18 protein-coding genes are annotated in these 14,621 nt (G+C 72.3%); 10 read left to right on the top strand and 8 right to left on the bottom strand.

Annotated features, from left to right (window positions below; genetic code table 11):
• Positions 1 to 15 precede the first annotated feature (15 nt).
• Entirely contained in the window at positions 16 to 2,436 is a 2,421-nt protein-coding gene (pheT, locus tag ACX9MN_RS07785) for a phenylalanine--tRNA ligase subunit beta (RefSeq protein WP_489724117.1), read from the top strand.
• Between the two features lie 9 nt (positions 2,437 to 2,445).
• On the top strand, positions 2,446 to 3,327 hold the full coding sequence (locus ACX9MN_RS07780; RefSeq protein ID WP_489724116.1) for a DUF1186 domain-containing protein: 882 nt from the start codon (positions 2,446 to 2,448) through the stop codon (positions 3,325 to 3,327).
• On the opposite strand, the gene ACX9MN_RS07775 is transcribed toward ACX9MN_RS07780, so the two are convergent.
• The 3 genes from ACX9MN_RS07775 to ACX9MN_RS07765 all read right to left on the bottom strand — a co-directional run bounded on the left by ACX9MN_RS07775 (position 3,316) and on the right by ACX9MN_RS07765 (position 6,214).
• Positions 3,316 to 4,101 carry a HesA/MoeB/ThiF family protein gene (locus tag ACX9MN_RS07775; RefSeq protein ID WP_489724115.1) on the bottom strand — a complete coding sequence of 262 codons (786 nt, stop codon included), beginning with the start codon at positions 4,099 to 4,101 and terminating at the stop codon, positions 3,316 to 3,318. The two genes, ACX9MN_RS07780 and ACX9MN_RS07775, sit on opposite strands and share 12 nt — an antisense overlap.
• Before the next feature lie 104 nt (positions 4,102 to 4,205).
• Positions 4,206 to 4,727: a translation initiation factor IF-3 gene (gene infC, locus ACX9MN_RS07770; RefSeq protein ID WP_020092802.1), complete on the bottom strand. Its 522-nt coding sequence runs from the start codon at positions 4,725 to 4,727 to the stop codon at positions 4,206 to 4,208.
• 200 nt (positions 4,728 to 4,927) lie between these two features.
• A complete protein-coding gene (locus tag ACX9MN_RS07765) occupies positions 4,928 to 6,214 on the bottom strand; it encodes a glycosyltransferase family 4 protein (protein ID WP_489724114.1) in 1,287 nt (428 codons plus the stop codon).
• Positions 6,215 to 6,321: 107 nt separating this feature from the next.
• Here ACX9MN_RS07765 and ACX9MN_RS07760 point away from each other — a divergent pair, with 107 nt between their 5' ends.
• Positions 6,322 to 7,089 carry an alpha/beta hydrolase gene (locus tag ACX9MN_RS07760; protein WP_489724113.1) on the top strand — a complete coding sequence of 256 codons (768 nt, stop codon included), beginning with the start codon at positions 6,322 to 6,324 and terminating at the stop codon, positions 7,087 to 7,089.
• Positions 7,090 to 7,130: 41 nt separating this feature from the next.
• Here ACX9MN_RS07760 and ACX9MN_RS07755 read toward each other — a convergent pair whose 3' ends face one another.
• Together ACX9MN_RS07755 and ACX9MN_RS07750 are read right to left on the bottom strand one after the other, a co-directional pair.
• The gene (locus ACX9MN_RS07755; protein WP_020092805.1) at positions 7,131 to 7,415 is read right to left on the bottom strand and encodes a BQ00720 family protein; all 285 of its coding nucleotides are present in this window, start codon (positions 7,413 to 7,415) and stop codon (positions 7,131 to 7,133) included.
• 101 nt (positions 7,416 to 7,516) lie between these two features.
• Positions 7,517 to 7,945, bottom strand: coding sequence for an Hsp20 family protein (locus ACX9MN_RS07750; RefSeq protein ID WP_012320108.1), 429 nt, complete (start codon positions 7,943 to 7,945; stop codon positions 7,517 to 7,519).
• Between the two features lie 413 nt (positions 7,946 to 8,358).
• On the opposite strand from ACX9MN_RS07750, the gene ACX9MN_RS07745 reads away from it, so the two are divergent.
• The 7 genes from ACX9MN_RS07745 to ACX9MN_RS07715 all read left to right on the top strand — a co-directional run bounded on the left by ACX9MN_RS07745 (position 8,359) and on the right by ACX9MN_RS07715 (position 12,647).
• Entirely contained in the window at positions 8,359 to 8,838 is a 480-nt protein-coding gene (locus ACX9MN_RS07745) for a hypothetical protein (RefSeq protein ID WP_020092807.1), read from the top strand.
• Positions 8,839 to 8,912: 74 nt separating this feature from the next.
• Positions 8,913 to 9,383, top strand: coding sequence for a Tat pathway signal protein (locus ACX9MN_RS07740; protein ID WP_489724112.1), 471 nt, complete (start codon positions 8,913 to 8,915; stop codon positions 9,381 to 9,383).
• A 132-nt stretch (positions 9,384 to 9,515) separates the two neighbouring features.
• Positions 9,516 to 10,205, top strand: a complete 690-nt coding sequence (locus ACX9MN_RS07735) for a MotA/TolQ/ExbB proton channel family protein (protein WP_020092809.1) — start codon at positions 9,516 to 9,518, stop codon at positions 10,203 to 10,205.
• 54 nt (positions 10,206 to 10,259) lie between these two features.
• On the top strand, positions 10,260 to 10,763 hold the full coding sequence (locus ACX9MN_RS07730; RefSeq protein WP_489724111.1) for an ExbD/TolR family protein: 504 nt from the start codon (positions 10,260 to 10,262) through the stop codon (positions 10,761 to 10,763).
• A gap of 4 nt (positions 10,764 to 10,767) precedes the next feature.
• Positions 10,768 to 11,763, top strand: a complete 996-nt coding sequence (gene tolA, locus ACX9MN_RS07725; RefSeq protein ID WP_489724110.1) for a cell envelope integrity protein TolA — start codon at positions 10,768 to 10,770, stop codon at positions 11,761 to 11,763.
• A 299-nt stretch (positions 11,764 to 12,062) separates the two neighbouring features.
• Entirely contained in the window at positions 12,063 to 12,380 is a 318-nt protein-coding gene (locus ACX9MN_RS07720; protein WP_020665400.1) for a hypothetical protein, read from the top strand.
• A 6-nt stretch (positions 12,381 to 12,386) separates the two neighbouring features.
• The gene (locus ACX9MN_RS07715) at positions 12,387 to 12,647 is read left to right on the top strand and encodes a BrnA antitoxin family protein (RefSeq protein ID WP_056527989.1); all 261 of its coding nucleotides are present in this window, start codon (positions 12,387 to 12,389) and stop codon (positions 12,645 to 12,647) included.
• A gap of 42 nt (positions 12,648 to 12,689) precedes the next feature.
• On the opposite strand, the gene ACX9MN_RS07710 is transcribed toward ACX9MN_RS07715, so the two are convergent.
• The 3 genes from ACX9MN_RS07710 to ACX9MN_RS07700 are packed head-to-tail and all read right to left on the bottom strand — an operon-like array spanning position 12,690 to position 14,445.
• A complete protein-coding gene (locus ACX9MN_RS07710; RefSeq protein WP_091978859.1) occupies positions 12,690 to 13,172 on the bottom strand; it encodes a YaiI/YqxD family protein in 483 nt (160 codons plus the stop codon).
• Entirely contained in the window at positions 13,169 to 13,372 is a 204-nt protein-coding gene (locus ACX9MN_RS07705; RefSeq protein WP_056527984.1) for a hypothetical protein, read from the bottom strand. The genes ACX9MN_RS07710 and ACX9MN_RS07705 overlap by 4 nt, the downstream gene beginning before the upstream one ends.
• Positions 13,372 to 14,445, bottom strand: coding sequence for an adenylate/guanylate cyclase domain-containing protein (locus ACX9MN_RS07700; RefSeq protein WP_489724109.1), 1,074 nt, complete (start codon positions 14,443 to 14,445; stop codon positions 13,372 to 13,374). The genes ACX9MN_RS07705 and ACX9MN_RS07700 overlap by 1 nt, the downstream gene beginning before the upstream one ends.
• Positions 14,446 to 14,621 lie beyond the last annotated feature (176 nt).

Raw genomic sequence — 14,621 nt, 5'->3', positions numbered from 1 at the left:
TCTCGAAGGTCCATCATGAAATTCACCCTCTCCTGGCTCAAGGACCACCTCGACACCGAGGCCTCCCTCGACACCGTCGCCGAGACGCTCACGCGGATCGGCCTTGAGGTGGAGGGCGTCGAGGACAAGGCCGCCGCGCTCAGGCCCTACGTGATCGCCCGGATCCTGACGGCCGAGCAGCACCCGAACGCAGACCGGCTCCGGGTCTGCACGGTCGACACCGGCGCGGGCGCCCCCGTGCAGGTGGTGTGCGGCGCCCCGAACGCCCGGGCCGACCTCGTCTCGGTCTTCGCGCCGCCCGGCACCTACGTCCCGGGCAAGAACATCACCCTGTCGGTGGGCACGATCCGCGGCGTCGAGAGCCACGGCATGCTGTGCTCGGGCGCCGAGCTCGGCCTCGGCGACGACCACGACGGCATCCTGGAACTCCCGACCGACGCGCCGGTCGGCCAGGCCTACGCGCTCTACGCCGGGCTCGACGATCCGGTCATCGAGATCAACCTGACGCCGAACCGGCCGGACTGCACCTCCGTGCACGGCATCGCCCGCGACCTCGCGGCGGCCGGCCTCGGCACGCTCAAGGGCGAGGCGCTGCCGGGCCTGCGCGGCGAGGGTCCCTGCCCGGTCGCGGTCGAGCTGGCCCTCGATCCGGCCGACCGGCACCTCGCCCCGATGTTCGCTCTGCGGCTCGTGCGCGGCGTCCGGAACGGCCCGTCGCCGGCCTGGATGCAGGCGCGGCTGCGCGCCATCGGCCTGCGGCCGATCAACAGCCTCGTCGACATCACCAACTACGTCACCTTCGACCGCGGGCGGCCACTGCACGTCTTCGACGCCGCCAAGGTCGCCGGCACGCTGACCGTGCGGCGGGCGCGGGCGGGCGAGAGCCTGCGCGCCCTCGACGGCCGGACCCACACGCTGACCGACGACACCGTGGTGATCGCCGACGCGAACGGCGTCGAATCCATCGCCGGCATCATGGGCGGCGAGGCGTCGGGCTGCGACGCCGGCACCGTGGACGTGCTGATCGAGTCGGCCCTGTGGGACCCGACCAACATCGCCCAGTCGGGCCGACGGCTCGGCATCATCACCGACGCGCGCTACCGCTTCGAGCGGGGCGTCGACCCGGCCTTCACGGTTCCCGGCCTCGACCTCGCGACGCGGCTGGTGGTCGATCTCTGCGGCGGAACGCCGACCGAGGCGCACGTCGCCGGCGCGCCGCCCGAATCCCGGCGCAGCATCGACTTCCCCTGGACCGAAGTCCGCCGCCTCGCCGGACTGGACGTGCCGCGCACCGAGATGCAGCAGATCCTCGAGACGCTGGGCTTCCACGTCTCCGGCACCGGGGACCGGGTGACGGTGCTGCCCCCGTCCTGGCGGCCCGACGTCGAGGGCAAGGCCGACCTCGTCGAGGAGGTCGTCCGCATCGCCGGGCTCGACCGGATCGTGGCCGAGCCCATGCCGCCGCTCGCCGGGATCGGCCGCCCGCTGCTCACCGTGATGCAGAAGCGGACCCGCCTCGCCAAGCGCGCCCTGGCGAGCCGCGGCCTCATGGAGGCGGTCACGTGGTCGTTCGTGCCGCACGACGACGCCGTCCTGTTCGGCGGCGGCGGAGCCGACCTGGTGCTGGCCAACCCGATCGCCTCGGAGCTGTCCGACATGCGGCCGAGCCTGGTGCCGGGCCTCCTGCGCGCGGCGCAACGCAATGCCGACCGCGGCTACCCGGACGCCGCCCTGTTCGAGGTCGGCCAGTGCTTCGCCTCGGACGTACCGGAAGGCCAGACCGTCCGCGCGGCGGCGGTCCGACGGGGCGGCGCGACCCTGGCCGGCGCCGGGCGGCACTGGGACGGCACGGCGGCGACCGTCGACGCGTTCGACGCCAAGGCGGACGCCATCGCGTTGCTCGGCAGCCTGGGCGTGCCGACCGGCGGCCTCCAGATCACGCCCGGCGGCCCGTCCTGGCTGCATCCCGGCCGCTCCGGCACGCTGCGCTTCGGTCCGAAGACGGAGATCGGCTGGTTCGGGGAGGTGCATCCGCGAACGCTGCAGGCCCTCGACCTGAAGGGAACGCTCGTGGCCTTCGAGATCGTCCTCGACGCCCTGCCCCTGCCCAAGCTCAAGCCGACCAAGGCCAAGGCCGCCCTGGCACTGTCGGAATTCCAGCCGCTGTCGCGGGACTTCGCCTTCGTGGTCGGCCGCGACGTGCCGGCGGGTGACATCGTCAAGGCCGCCCAGAACGCCGAGCGCAAGCTGGTGACGGGTGTCGACGTGTTCGACCTCTACGAGGGGCCGGGCGTGCCGGACGGCGCGAAGTCGGTGGCGATCGCGGTGCGTCTCCAGCCCGTCGAGCGGACCCTGACCGACGCGGAGATCGAGGCGGTGAGCGCCAGGATCGTCGCCGAGGTCACCCGCAAGACGGGCGCGACGCTCCGGGCCTGAGGCGCCGCCATGGACCGGATCGCCCTGCTCATCGACGACCTCGCGGCGGCCGAGTACCGGCCGAAGGCGGCGTTGCGGGAGGCCCTGAACCACCCCGCCGCCGTCGCGGAGGCGACGCTGCCGCTGCTGGAGGCGGCCGCCGACGGGCGCGAGCTGGCAGCGGAGGAGACGAACCTCCTGTTCTGGGGCCTGCACGTCATGGCCCATGCCCGGGACACGCGCGCCCTCGCGCCGCTCCTCAGGCTGCTCCGGCACGACGAGGAGACCCTCGACGCGGTGCTGGGGGACGCCGTCACGGCGACGCTGGCCAAGGTCGTGGCGAGCCTGTTCGACGGCGATCCGCAGCCGCTGTTCCGCCTGATCCTGGACAGCACGGTCGACGATCACGCGCGCATGGCGCTGATGTGCGCCTGCACCTTCCTGACCCTGGAGGGACGGATCGACCGGGCCGCGCTGCACGACCTGCTGGTCCGTTTCGACGACGCGCAGGCCGCCGTGGAGGACGGGCCGGCCTGGGTCGGCTGGGAGGAGACGATCGCGCATCTCGGCTTCCGGGACCTCGCGCCCCGCGCGGCCGCGGCCCGCGCCGACGGACGGCTCACCGACGAGATCAGCGACGCCGACTGGTTCAAGGAGGCCCTGCGCAAGGCCGAGACCAAGCCGGACGACCGGGACCGGCTCGGGCCCTACCAGTACGGCTACCTCGACGATCCGGTCGAGGCTCTCGACTGGGCCGAGGAGGGCGCGGGCGAGCCGCAGCGCAACCCGTTCAAGGATGTCGGCCGCAACGATCCCTGCCCCTGCGGCTCGGGCAAGAAGTTCAAGAAGTGCTGCCTCGGCAAGGCGGAGGCGGAGGGGCCTTGGATGCCGCCGGAACCCCTAGGCCGCTGAGGCGCCGCTGCCGCTGAGCGGGTTCTCGGGATCCCAGCCGTAGCTCAGGGTCTCGAACCGCATGGCGCGGGCGTCGACCATGAGGAGGCGCCCGACGAGGGGCTCGCCGAAGCCCGCCACGGCCCGGATCACCTCCATGGCCATCAGCGAGCCCATGACGCCGGCGAGCGCGCCGAGCACGCCGGCCTCCGCGCAGGCGGGCACGCTGCCGGGCGGCGGCGGGTTCGGGAAGAGGCAGCGATAGGTCGGGTTCGGCGTCCCGTCGGGCCCCGTCTCGTGGGCCCGGATCGTGGTCAGCGTGCCGTCGAAGCGGCCCAGAGCCGCCGTGACCAGCGGCCGACGCGCCCGGAAGCAGGCGTCCGACACCGCGTAGCGCGTGGCGAAATTGTCGGACCCATCCGCGACGAGGTCGTAGCCGGCGATAAGGTCGACGGCGTTGTCCGCGTCGATCCGGAACGAATGCGGGACCACCGACACGTGCGGGTTGAGGCGCGCCACCGCGTCGGCCGCGCTCTCGACCTTCGGCCGACCGAGATCCGGCGTCCCGTGGATCACCTGCCGCTGCAGGTTCGACAGGGAGACCGTGTCGTCGTCGACGAGGCCGATCGTGCCGATCCCCGCGGCGGCGAGGTACTGGATCAGCGGCGCGCCGAGGCCGCCCGCCCCAACGACGAGGATCCGGGCGGCCTTGAGCCGGGCCTGACCGGGACCGCCGACCTCCGCGAGGACGAGGTGGCGGGCGTAGCGTTCGATCTCATCGGGAGCGAGGGCCATCGCCTGCCCATAATCCGCGGCGCCGCCGATCGGAAGCGCTGAAAAAGACAACGCCGCCCCGGTGAGGAGGCGGCGCGGGTCTCGCGTCTCTGGATCCGGGCCGCTCAGCGCGGCGCGAGGATCATGATCATCTGCCGGCCTTCGAGCATCGGCTCGCTCTCGACCTTGGCGATCTCGGCGGTCTCGCTCTTCACGCGCTCCAGGAGGCGCAGACCGATATCTTGGTGAGCCATCTCACGACCGCGGAAGCGCAGGGTCACCTTGACCTTGTCGCCCTCCTCGAAGAAGCGGTGCACCGACTTCATCTTGGTGTCGTAGTCGTGCTTGTCGATGCCGGGGCGGAGCTTGATCTCCTTCACCTCGACGGTCTTCTGCCGCTTGCGGGCCTCGTTCTGCTTCTTCTGCTCGTTGAAGCGAAAGCGCCCGTAATCGAGCAGCTTGCAGACGGGCGGCACGGAGTTCGGCGCGATCTCCACGAGATCGAGACCGGCCTCCTCGGCCAGATTGAGGGCGTCGAAGAAGGGAACGACGCCGCGGTTCTGCCCGGTGTCGTCGATCAGCTGCACTTCCCGCACACCGCGAATGTCGCGGTTGGCGCGCGGCCCGTCCTTCTGCGGGGCCGGCATGGCTCTCATCGGTCTACGAATGGCTTAGGTCTCCTGCTGCAACGGCGAAACGGCGGATCTTCAGGAAGATCTCCTGACCGCCAGCCGCTCCGGTCTCATCCGGACATACAACGTTGGTGGAACCGCGGCCAGAGTCAACCGGCTACCATCGCGACGCCGGAAATAATCGGCCGCCGCGTCGCGATTCGAGCCCGATGCCCTCAGGTCGAACGGCCGAGCAGCTCGGCGTAGACCGCCAGCGTGTCGCCGACCATCCGCTCCAGGGAGAAGTGCGCCTCGACATGCGCGCGGCTGCGCCGACCGAGGGCGTCGCGGGCGCTCGCGCCGAGGGAGAGGGCCTCGGTCAGAGCGGCGGCGAGCGCGGCCGGGTCGCCGGGCGGCACGCGCCATCCGGTGCGCTGGCCGGCGGGGGTCTCGGGCGGTGCCAGCACCGTCTCCGGCACCGCGCCGAGATCCGAGACGACCACGGGTGCGCCGAGCGCCTGCGCCTCGACGGCCGAGCGGCCGAAGGCCTCGGGCTCCACGGACGGCACCGCCACCACCGATGCGGCGCGGAAGGCCGCCGGCATGTCGGTGCAGTGCCCGACCCTGCGGACGATGCCCTCGAGCCCGCGCGCGGCGATCAGCGCGTCGAGCTCGCGCTCGTAGGCGGCGCGACCCTGCGGATCCCCCGCGAGGACCACGGCCAGGTCCGGGACACCGCGATCGCGCATCCGCGCGGCGGCCTCGATCAGCACGCGGTGGCCCTTCCAGGCCGTGAGGCGGGCGGCCAGCAGGATCACCCGCTCGTGCGGCGCCACGTTCCAGCTCCGTCGCAGCGCCTCGACCCGGGCGGCCCCGACCGCCACCGGGTTGAACACCGCGAGGTCGGTGCCGCGGTGGATGACCCGCACGCGGTCGCCGGCCTGCTCGGCGTGCAGCCGGTGGATCAGGTCCGCGGTGTAATGCGAGTTGGCGATCACCACGTCGCCGCGGGCCATGATCGAGTTGTAGAGGACCTTCACGCCGGTCCGGCCGGAATAGCTGCCGTGATAGGTGGTCACGAACGGGAGCCCGAGCCGGCGCGCCGCCCCGAGGGCGACCCAGGCGGGCGCGCGGGAGCGGGAGTGGATGATCTGCACCTTCTCGCGGCGGCAGAGCGCCATCAGCCGCAGGACGTTCACCGCCATCGACGCCGGGTTCTTCGACGCGGCCGGGAATCGGAGCCAGTGCCCGCCCTTGGCCTGCAACTCGCCGACGAGCCGTCCGCCCTCGGTCGCCACCAGGGCGCGGGCGCCCACGGCCGCGAGGCCGCCCGCGACGTCGACGGTGGTCCGCTCGGCGCCGCCCGCATCGAGTTCGGGGATGATCTGCAGGATGCGGGCGCCGGCCAGCGCCCCGACCTCCGCCGGGAACCCCGACAGGGCGTGGGGTCCGTCGCCCGTTCGCGGGCCCTCGGCGAGGACGCGCAGGCCCCCGGCCGGTATCTGCCAAATGCTCGCTGCCATTGATCCAGCATCGCCGCCGGGCTTTACGGTCCGGTAAACGAGAGTTGAAGCCGAACCGTTCAGGACCGGACTTCTTCCATGTCGAGACAGGGATACCGGAGAGAACGATGACGGATACGGCCCCCGAGTTCCTGACCGTCGGCATCGGCGACGCGGCCCGCCGCATCGCCGTGCGGGTGCGCGCGGGCGGCGGGCCGCCGGTGGTCTGGCTCGGCGGCTTTCGCTCCGACATGACCGCGACCAAGGCGACGGCGCTCGATGCCTGGGCCGAACGGACGGGCCGGACGCTCGTGCGGTTCGACTACGCCGCGCACGGTGCCTCGGGCGGCACGTTCACGGACTGCACCATCTCGTCGTGGCTCGAGGACGCGCAGGCGGTCCTGGCGGCCTACGCGACGGAGGCACCGGTGCTCGTCGGCTCGTCGATGGGCGGCTGGATCGCTTGCCTCGCTGCCCGCGACCGGGCCGCGCGCGGGGAGGCCACGGCGGGGCTGGTGCTCATCGCGCCGGCCCTCGACTTCACCGAGGAGCTGATCTGGAACCGCCTCAGCGAGGCGGCGCGCGCCATGCTGATCCGAGACGGCGTCCTCAGGAAGCCCAGCGACTACGCGCCGGAGCCGGACCCGATCACGCGGGCCCTGATCGACGACGGCCGCCAGCACTGCATGCTGGGCGGCCAAGTCGATCCGGGCTGCCCGGTGCATATCCTCCAGGGCATGCGGGACACCGACGTCCCCTACACGCACGCCCTGAGGATCCTCGACCGCCTGCCGGCCGAAGGAACGGTGCTGACGTTGATCGCCGACGGCGACCACCGCCTGTCGCGGCCGCAGGACATCGCGCGGCTCGTGGCGGCGGTCGCCGAGATCGCCTGACCGGTCTCCCGGCCAGGCCTCTCAGCGGATCGGGTGCAGGGTCAATGCAGGCTGACGGGCTGCAGGTCGTGAGCGGCGGCGTTGGCCAGCACGACGTCCCGCGAATCGGCGAGCATGATCGGCGCGCCGCTCGCCGAGAGCAGGGCGAACAGGTCGAGGCCGGGCGTCAGCTCGGGGGCCTGCGGGAAGAAGCGGCGGACCTCGTCGGACCGGATCGGCCGGACGTAGGCGATGTGCCCCTCGCCCAGCGCCGCGAGATCGGCCGGCTGGAAATCGGCCGGATCGAGATCGGCGGGGGTCAGAGGAGACGGATTCAGATCGGTCATAAAGCCCTCCTGGGGTGGCAGAGCGTCCACCGCCGATCCTGAAGGCATCGGCGGCTCCACCCTGATGTGGGGATCCGCGCCGGCCAATCAATCGGTCGGCGTCAGCCGCGGGCGCCGATATCGATCTTGCGCACGATGCGGTCCGGCTCCGGCCGGACAAGATCGATCGACAGGAGGCCGTTGGCGAGGTCGGCGCCGAGGACCTCCATGCCGTCCGCGAGCAGGAAGGCCCGCTGGAACTGCCGCGCCGCGATGCCGCGGTGCAGGAAGTGGCGCTCGCGCTCGTCGACCTGCCGGCCGCGCACGACGAGCTGGCTCTCCTCCAGCATCACGTCCAGCTGATCGCGGGTGAAGCCGGCCACCGCCAGGGTGATCCGCAGGCGCTCGGGCTCGCTCTCGGTCCGGGGCAGGCGCTCGATGTTGTAGGGCGGGTAGCCGTCGTTGGCGGCCTTGGAGACCCGGTCGAGGGCCTGCTCGATCTCGTCGAAGCCGAGCAGGAACGGGTGCCCGAAGGGCGAGGATCGAGTCATCGCGGCCATCATCCAGAAAGCGAAGCCTCCGACCCCGGGATCTGCCGCAATCCCGGGATGCTCGAGCACCTCGTCGACAGGAGCCCGCCCGGGGCAGCGCTCCGCCGGACGCGACGACGCCGGCAACTCGGAGATATGGCCAAGGCCTTCCGGGCCATCAAGGGAGGGGACCGGAATCGACGGCGACCCGTGGTCGCGCATTTCCGGGAAGTTTCGGCAAATTTATGCGGGATCGATAGGCAAAGCCCGCAACGGCCACGCTTTCTTCTAACAGTTTGGAACTGCTCTGATTTTCTCGCCGGGCCTTGATCCGGGCGGCGGGCCTGGATACTGCCGCGGCAGGCGACGATCCGGCTCCCGAGCTCGATCGCCGCGATCCTTTTCCGCGAGGCGCCGGAGCCGTGAGCACGCCCATGACCCCGTCGGACCACGCGGCGATGCGGCGCGTCGCAGACGTGTGCGGCGACGAGGCCGACATCCTGGCGCTGTCGGTGGCCCGCTTCGTGGCGGCCGGCTACATGACCAGCGACGTCGCCTGCTGGAACGCGGCCTTCGACGGGGCCGAGCAGTTGCTCGGGCCGACGGAAGGGTGCCGCTTCGTCGCCTGCGTGGTCGCGATCATCCGGGCGCTCCGCGCGGAACGCGACGGCGACTGGTCGTTCATGCCGGCGAGTTGCTGCCGCGTGACCGGCCACGAATGCGCGCTGGTGAAGCTGATCAACCGGGGCCGGCAGCGCCTCTGGGCGGATCTCGAGGCCGCCGCGGCCGAGATCACCGGCCAGGACGCGGCGCCGCGCCTCGTGGCGGCGGTCCGCGCCGCGGTCGGGCCGCTCGACGCGGCGGCCGAGCGCCTCGCCCCGGCCTCCTGCCCCGCCGGAACGGTGCTGCACTGATCCGGCTCCCCGTCACCCCGGACCGCGCGGCCCGAGCCGCCGGCCGGCGCGAACTCGAAGAGGACTTTGTCACGGTGCTTGCCCTGCGCGCTCCCCTGTACCGCCGTCGGATCGGGCTTGTCGCCCTCGACACGGCGGCCTGCTTCGCGCTCTCGGCGCTGCTCGTCGTGTCGGCCCTGGCGCAGGACGCGTCCGAGAAGGCGCCGATCAAGTTGCAGCTCAACAAGGTCGAGACCGCGGGCGAGGCCTGCCGGATCACCATGGTGATCGACAACAAGGGTTCGGGCCTCAAGTCCTACAAGGTGGATCTCTTCGCCTTCGACCCCGAGGGCGTCGCGCAGAAGCGCGTGGCGGTCGAACTCGGGCCGCTGCCGCCGAAGAAGACCACCGTGAAGATCTTCGATTTCCCCGGCATCGCCTGCAACAAGGTCGGTCGCGTCCTCCTGAACGACGTCCTGACCTGCGACGGCGGCGATCCGGGCCGCGAGGCCTGCCTCGAGCGGACCGAGACCGACAGCAAGGCCGGCCTGCCGTTCGACCGCTGATGCGGATGGTGTGACGGCTGACGAGACCAAACCGCCCGGCGGCGAGAGCCGCCGGGCGGCCTGCGGCTTTCGCCGCACCCCGAGACGATGGCGGCGCGACGCCGCGTGAGACCAGGACGCCAGGAGCCCGCGATGGACCCGACACAAGCCCCGATCGAGGCGGCCCACGACTTCTCGTTCCTCGGCCTGTTCCTGCAGGCGGACCCGATCGTGAAGGGCGTGATGATCCTGCTGGTGATCGCCTCGATCGCCTGCTGGACGGTGGTGTTCGAGAAGGTTATCCGGCTCGCCGCCGCGCGGCGCCAGGCCAAGGCCTTCGCGAATCTGGTCCGCTCCGGGGGCAGCCTCGACGGCGAGCATCGCGGCATCGCCGGCCACGTGGTGAAGGCGGCGATCGACGCGTGGCGCGATCAGGATTCCTCCGAGACCCGGGCCGAGCGCCGCGACCGCATCGAGCGGGCGATGAAGGGCGCCCTCGCCATTGAGGTGAAGCGCCTGCGCACCGGCCTGTCGCTGCTGGCGACCTCCGGCTCCACGGCCCCGTTCGTCGGCCTGTTCGGCACCGTCTGGGGCATCATGAACTCGTTCTCGTCCATCGCCCGGAGCCAGGACACCTCCCTCGCCGTCGTGGCGCCGGGCATCGCGGAGGCGCTGTTCGCCACGGCGATCGGTCTCGTCGTCGCGATCCCGGCGGTGATGGCCTACAACAAGCTCTCGAGCGACGTGAGCGGCATCCAGAGCACCTTCTCGTCCTATATCTCGGTCCTGGGCAACCGCCTCGCGCGCGACCGCGCCGGCGCCCACCGCGCGGCCGCCGAGTAGCGCGGCCGGCGCCAGCCCCCAGAGAGCCGAACGTAAAGGTACCGGAGACGCCCCATGGCGATGGGATCCATTCGCGCGAACGACGACGACGACCTCGACGATGTGCCGATGTCCGACATCAACGTCACCCCGATGGTCGACGTGATGCTCGTGCTGCTGATCATCTTCATGGTCGCCGCGCCGCTGATGACCACCGGCGTGCCGGTCCAGCTGCCGAAGACCGCGGCGCCCAAGGTCGCGCAGTCGAAGAAGCCCGCCGAGGTGACGGTCGACAAGGACGGCAACCCGTCCATCGCCAAGGAGGTGTTCACGATGGAGAGCATCGTGCCGCGCCTGCGCGAGATGGCGGCGGCCGACAAGGATCAGGTGATCCTCGTGCGCGGCGACCGCGACGTGCCCTACGGCAAGGTCATGGAGGTCATGGGCCTCGTCGGGCAGGCCGGCTTCACCAAGGTGTCGCTGATCGCGCAGTCGCCCGGCGGCGCCGCTCCGGCCTCGCCAAGCGCCGCCCCGGCCGCCCCGGCCGCCCCCGCCGCCCCCGCAGGGACCGCGCGCTGAGCCGATGAGCACCTACACGTCGACGGATATGCCGGCCGGTCTCGGCGAGCGCCGCCCGTCCGGGCTGCTCGCCGCTTTCCTGGTCGCCCTCGGGCTGCACGCCTGCGTGCTCGCCGCCGTGATGTTCCTGCGTCTCTCCCCGCCTGCACCGCCCGGCGAGCAGCAGATCACCGTCGACCTCGCGCCGCTCATGACCGACGCGGCCACCGAGGCCCCGGCGGAGCAGCAGATGAGCCAGGAAGCCCCGCCGGAGGCGAAGCCGGTGGACACGCCGCCCGACGAGGCCGTCCAGCCGCCGCCGCCGACCGAGATGACCGAGGTGAAGCCGGAGGACACCCAGGCAATCGAGATGCCGCAAGAGGCTCAACCCGTGGAGGCGCAGAGCCAAGTGATCACCTCCGCGTCCGAGGCCGCCGAGCCGCTGGCGCCGCCGCCCACCGAGGTCGCCAAGTCCGAGGAGCCGCCCAAGCCGACGCTCGATCCGGCGAAGCTGAAGGCGGAGCGCGAGGCCAAGCTGCGCAAGATCCGGGAGGAGAAGCTCCGCGAGCAGAAGCGCGAGGAGGCGCGGCAGGAGCGCCTGGAGGAGATCCGCGAGGCGAAGGCCAAGGCTGCGCGCGAGGCGAAGGCGCGCGAGGCCAAGGCGCGGGCTGGCGCCGAGCGGAGTTCGGCGTCGGCCTCGCGGGCGAACGCGGCCGGCCGGGCCGCCGCGGGCAACGATCCGAGCGCCATGCGCCAGTGGCAGGGCGCCATCAGCGCGGCGATCCACAGCCGGATGAACGTGAACGCGGCCGTCGGCACCGGCGGCGGGACCGCGGTGGTGCGCTTCACCGTGATGCGCTCGGGTCAGGTGACAGGCGCCGGCGTGGCCCGGTCCAGCGGCGTCGGCCAGATCGACAGCGCCGCCCTCGCGGCGGTGCGCGGCTCGATGCCGGCGGCGCCCCCCGGTGTGACGCAGTCCAGCCTTTCGGTCTCCATTCCGCTCAACTTCCGCGTGCGCTGATCGGAGGACGATCCGGGCCGGATCCCGCCCGGCCGACCGCGAGCCCGATCCGGATCGTCCGGCGAACGCGTACGAATGGTGTGCGCCGTCAGTCCCACCCGGCGATCCGGATTCGCCATCGGCCGCGCGGGCATGCTAAAGCCTTCGTGAACCTGCCTTCCCCGCGCGCCTGACGGCGATGCGGGAGGGCGCCGATCCGGCCTTGCCCCCCGCCCCTCGAACAGGCCGGACCCGCTCAGACCCCGTCCCGCGCAGGCTGCGCCGGGTCGGACCCGTCGAGCCGGGGTGAAAGGGACAGGATGAACGACGACACTGAGTACGACCTCGACGAGGTGAATGCCACCCGCGACGCGGAGGCGGAAGCCAAGACCCGGGCGGAGAACCGCGCCGAGCGCGCGGAACGGGCGGAGCGCATGGCTCGCGAGGGCGCCCAGGCGATGGCGGAGCACCACGCGGCCATCAAGGCGATGGACGAGCGGACGGTGCGGCTGCGCTCGCTCCGTCTCGCCAAGGAGGCCGCCGACGCGCAGGCCAAGGCGGCCGAGAAGGAAGCCAAGGCGGCCGCCAAGGGCAGCGCGAAGAAGGCCGCGCCGAAGAAGACGACCGCGAAGGGCTAGGGGTCGATGGCCGAAGACCGCAACCGCCGCCGCTTCACCGACCCGCGCGCGGCAGCCGAGGCGGCCTTCCGGGCCGCCACGAGCCCGAAGACGGCCGCTCCGCCGCCGCAGGCCGCGCCGCGGCCGGCAACGGTCCCGGGCTCCCGGGAAGTGGTAAGCCTGCGCCTCGACAGCGCCGTGCTCGCGCATTTCCAGAAGGACGGCCCTGGCTGGCAGGACCGCATCAACGAGGCGCTCAAGGCCCTCGTCCCGGCGGCCGAGGCCTGAGACCTCCCGCGCGGGGAACGCCGTCGCGCCTGGGACCGGTGCTCAGACCGGCTTCGGCCGCTCGCGCAGGATCCGGTTCACCGCCCGGTCGAGGGCGGACAGGAAGGCCGACCGGTCGGCGCGCGAGAACGGTTTCGGCCCGCCCGTGATGGTCCCGGCCTCGCGCAACGATTGCATCAAGTCGCGCGTCGCGAGGGCGAGACCGATCCCGGCCTCGCTGAACGGCTTCCCAGTGAACGCCAGGACCGTGGCGCCCGCCTTCACGCAGCGCGCGGCCAGCGGAACGTCGGCGGTGAGGACGATGCTCCCGGGTCCGGCCCGCGCGGCGATCCAGTCGTCGGCGGCGTCGAGTTCCGGGCCGACGACCACGCGCTCGATCCAGGGCTCGCGCGGTAGATTCAGCACGCTGTTGGCGACGACGTGGACGGTCAGGCCGTAGCGCTCGGCGACCCGGTAGGTCTCGTCTTTGACCGGGCAGGCATCGGCGTCGAGGTAGATCGGCGGGCGCGCCGGCGCGTCGCTCATGGCCGGGGCACCAGCTTCGAGGTGAAACCCGCCAGGATCAGGAGCACGCCCAGGGCGAACTGGCCGTGCTCGATATCGCCGCCCACCGACAGAACGACGGCGCGGCCGAAGACCGCGAGCCCGATCAGCGGCAGCCCGAAGCGCAGCGCCATCTTCACGGCGATCAGGGTGTTCGCCCGCGCGGTGCTCGCCCCGGCCATCAGCGGGCGACCGCGGCGCGGCGCGGCGCGAGATCCGCCACGGGCGCGGTCTCGGCGGGGCCGCGCTCGAGCGTCGCCACCGACAGCGGCGCGCCGCGGCCGCGGAGCGCGTGGGCGCCGAGGGACCGTGCCCGGACGCCGGCCGGAAGGCGCGGGAGGCGGTTGAGCAGATCCTGCGAGATCAGGATGCCGACGCCCAGCGGGCGGCACAGGGCCTCGATCCGCGACGTCACGTTCACGGCGTCGCCGAAATACGCGATCTTGTGGCGGTCGACCCCGACTTCGGCCGTGACCACCGAGCCGCCGTGCAGCGCCGCCCGGAGCCGCGGGACCGTCCCGAACCGGGCGGTCCAGGCCGCGGCGTCGGCCTCGATCCGGTCGAGCACCTCGAACACGCAGGTGACGCAGCGCGCGTCCTTGAGGCCGCGGGCCATCGGCCACGTCACCATGGCGAGATCGCCGATATAGTCGTCCACCGAGCCGGCGTTGCGCCGCACCGGCTCGGCGAGCGTCGCGAACACGGTGCTGAGATATTCCTGCGCGCGCAGGTCGCCGTGGGTCTCCGCGAAGGCCGTGGAGCCGACCACGTCGAGGAACAGGAAGACCCGCTCCTCCGCCACCGGCTTGTGGTAGCGGCCGATCATGAAGTTCACGAACACCTCGCCGCCGATCAGGTCGCGCATCCGTATGACGAAGACCAGCAGGCCCGACACGGCGAGGGCGTAGGCGAGCACCCGCGCGGTCATGCGGGTCGCGGTCGTGAGGTCGTCCGGTGTCAGGGCGAACGCCCAGACGAGCAGGCCGCCCAGGGCGTTGCCCGCCATGATCATCAGGACGTAGGCGAGTTCCGCGGCCAGCACGTAGAGCCAGGCCGGCAGCCGCCGGATCTTCGCCTGCAGGCCGGCCAGGATCAGCCCGCGGTCGAAGGCCAGCACCGTGGCGCCCATGCAGAGGCCGTACGTGAAGCCGGCGAGGGGCGAGGCGCCGGCCGCGAAGATGATGTTGTAGAGCAACCCCGCGCCGGCCGCCGCCAGCAGGATCAGACCCCAGAATATCCGGTGGGCCGGCAGCATCGAGGCATCTCCAGCATGGCCAGCCGACGGACCGTGCGCGGGTCCGGGCGTCGCGTGGCCCTGCGCGGCGGCACTGCGCGGGGCGGCGCAGACTCGGCAAGCCCGCGCCGCCGGACTTCGGGCATGGGCCTAAAGTTTAGCGCCGCGGGAGGCCGCATGCCATTGCTCAACGCCCC

This window comes from Methylobacterium sp. 1A (assembly GCF_058072805.1).
This window is presented reverse-complemented; position numbering and strand designations above follow the sequence as displayed.

Excerpts from the sequence above, each read along its gene's own strand:
- ACX9MN_RS07755 (WP_020092805.1), bottom strand. The coding sequence starts at position 7,415 with ATGACCGATCTGAATCCGTCTCCTCTGACCCCCGCCGATCTCGATCCG.
- infC (WP_020092802.1), bottom strand. The coding sequence starts at position 4,727 with ATGCCGGCCCCGCAGAAGGACGGGCCGCGCGCCAACCGCGACATTCGC.
- ACX9MN_RS07765 (WP_489724114.1), bottom strand. The coding sequence starts at position 6,214 with ATGGCAGCGAGCATTTGGCAGATACCGGCCGGGGGCCTGCGCGTCCTC.
- ACX9MN_RS07710 (WP_091978859.1), bottom strand. The coding sequence starts at position 13,172 with ATGAGCGACGCGCCGGCGCGCCCGCCGATCTACCTCGACGCCGATGCC.
- ACX9MN_RS07700 (WP_489724109.1), bottom strand. The coding sequence starts at position 14,445 with ATGCTGCCGGCCCACCGGATATTCTGGGGTCTGATCCTGCTGGCGGCG.
- ACX9MN_RS07705 (WP_056527984.1), bottom strand. The coding sequence starts at position 13,372 with ATGGCCGGGGCGAGCACCGCGCGGGCGAACACCCTGATCGCCGTGAAG.
- ACX9MN_RS07745 (WP_020092807.1), top strand. The coding sequence starts at position 8,359 with ATGACCCCGTCGGACCACGCGGCGATGCGGCGCGTCGCAGACGTGTGC.
- ACX9MN_RS07715 (WP_056527989.1), top strand. The coding sequence starts at position 12,387 with ATGGCCGAAGACCGCAACCGCCGCCGCTTCACCGACCCGCGCGCGGCA.
- ACX9MN_RS07720 (WP_020665400.1), top strand. The coding sequence starts at position 12,063 with ATGAACGACGACACTGAGTACGACCTCGACGAGGTGAATGCCACCCGC.
- tolA (WP_489724110.1), top strand. The coding sequence starts at position 10,768 with ATGAGCACCTACACGTCGACGGATATGCCGGCCGGTCTCGGCGAGCGC.
- ACX9MN_RS07750 (WP_012320108.1), bottom strand. The coding sequence starts at position 7,945 with ATGACTCGATCCTCGCCCTTCGGGCACCCGTTCCTGCTCGGCTTCGAC.
- ACX9MN_RS07760 (WP_489724113.1), top strand. The coding sequence starts at position 6,322 with ATGACGGATACGGCCCCCGAGTTCCTGACCGTCGGCATCGGCGACGCG.
- ACX9MN_RS07730 (WP_489724111.1), top strand. The coding sequence starts at position 10,260 with ATGGCGATGGGATCCATTCGCGCGAACGACGACGACGACCTCGACGAT.
- pheT (WP_489724117.1), top strand. The coding sequence starts at position 16 with ATGAAATTCACCCTCTCCTGGCTCAAGGACCACCTCGACACCGAGGCC.
- ACX9MN_RS07735 (WP_020092809.1), top strand. The coding sequence starts at position 9,516 with ATGGACCCGACACAAGCCCCGATCGAGGCGGCCCACGACTTCTCGTTC.
- ACX9MN_RS07775 (WP_489724115.1), bottom strand. The coding sequence starts at position 4,101 with ATGGCCCTCGCTCCCGATGAGATCGAACGCTACGCCCGCCACCTCGTC.
- ACX9MN_RS07780 (WP_489724116.1), top strand. The coding sequence starts at position 2,446 with ATGGACCGGATCGCCCTGCTCATCGACGACCTCGCGGCGGCCGAGTAC.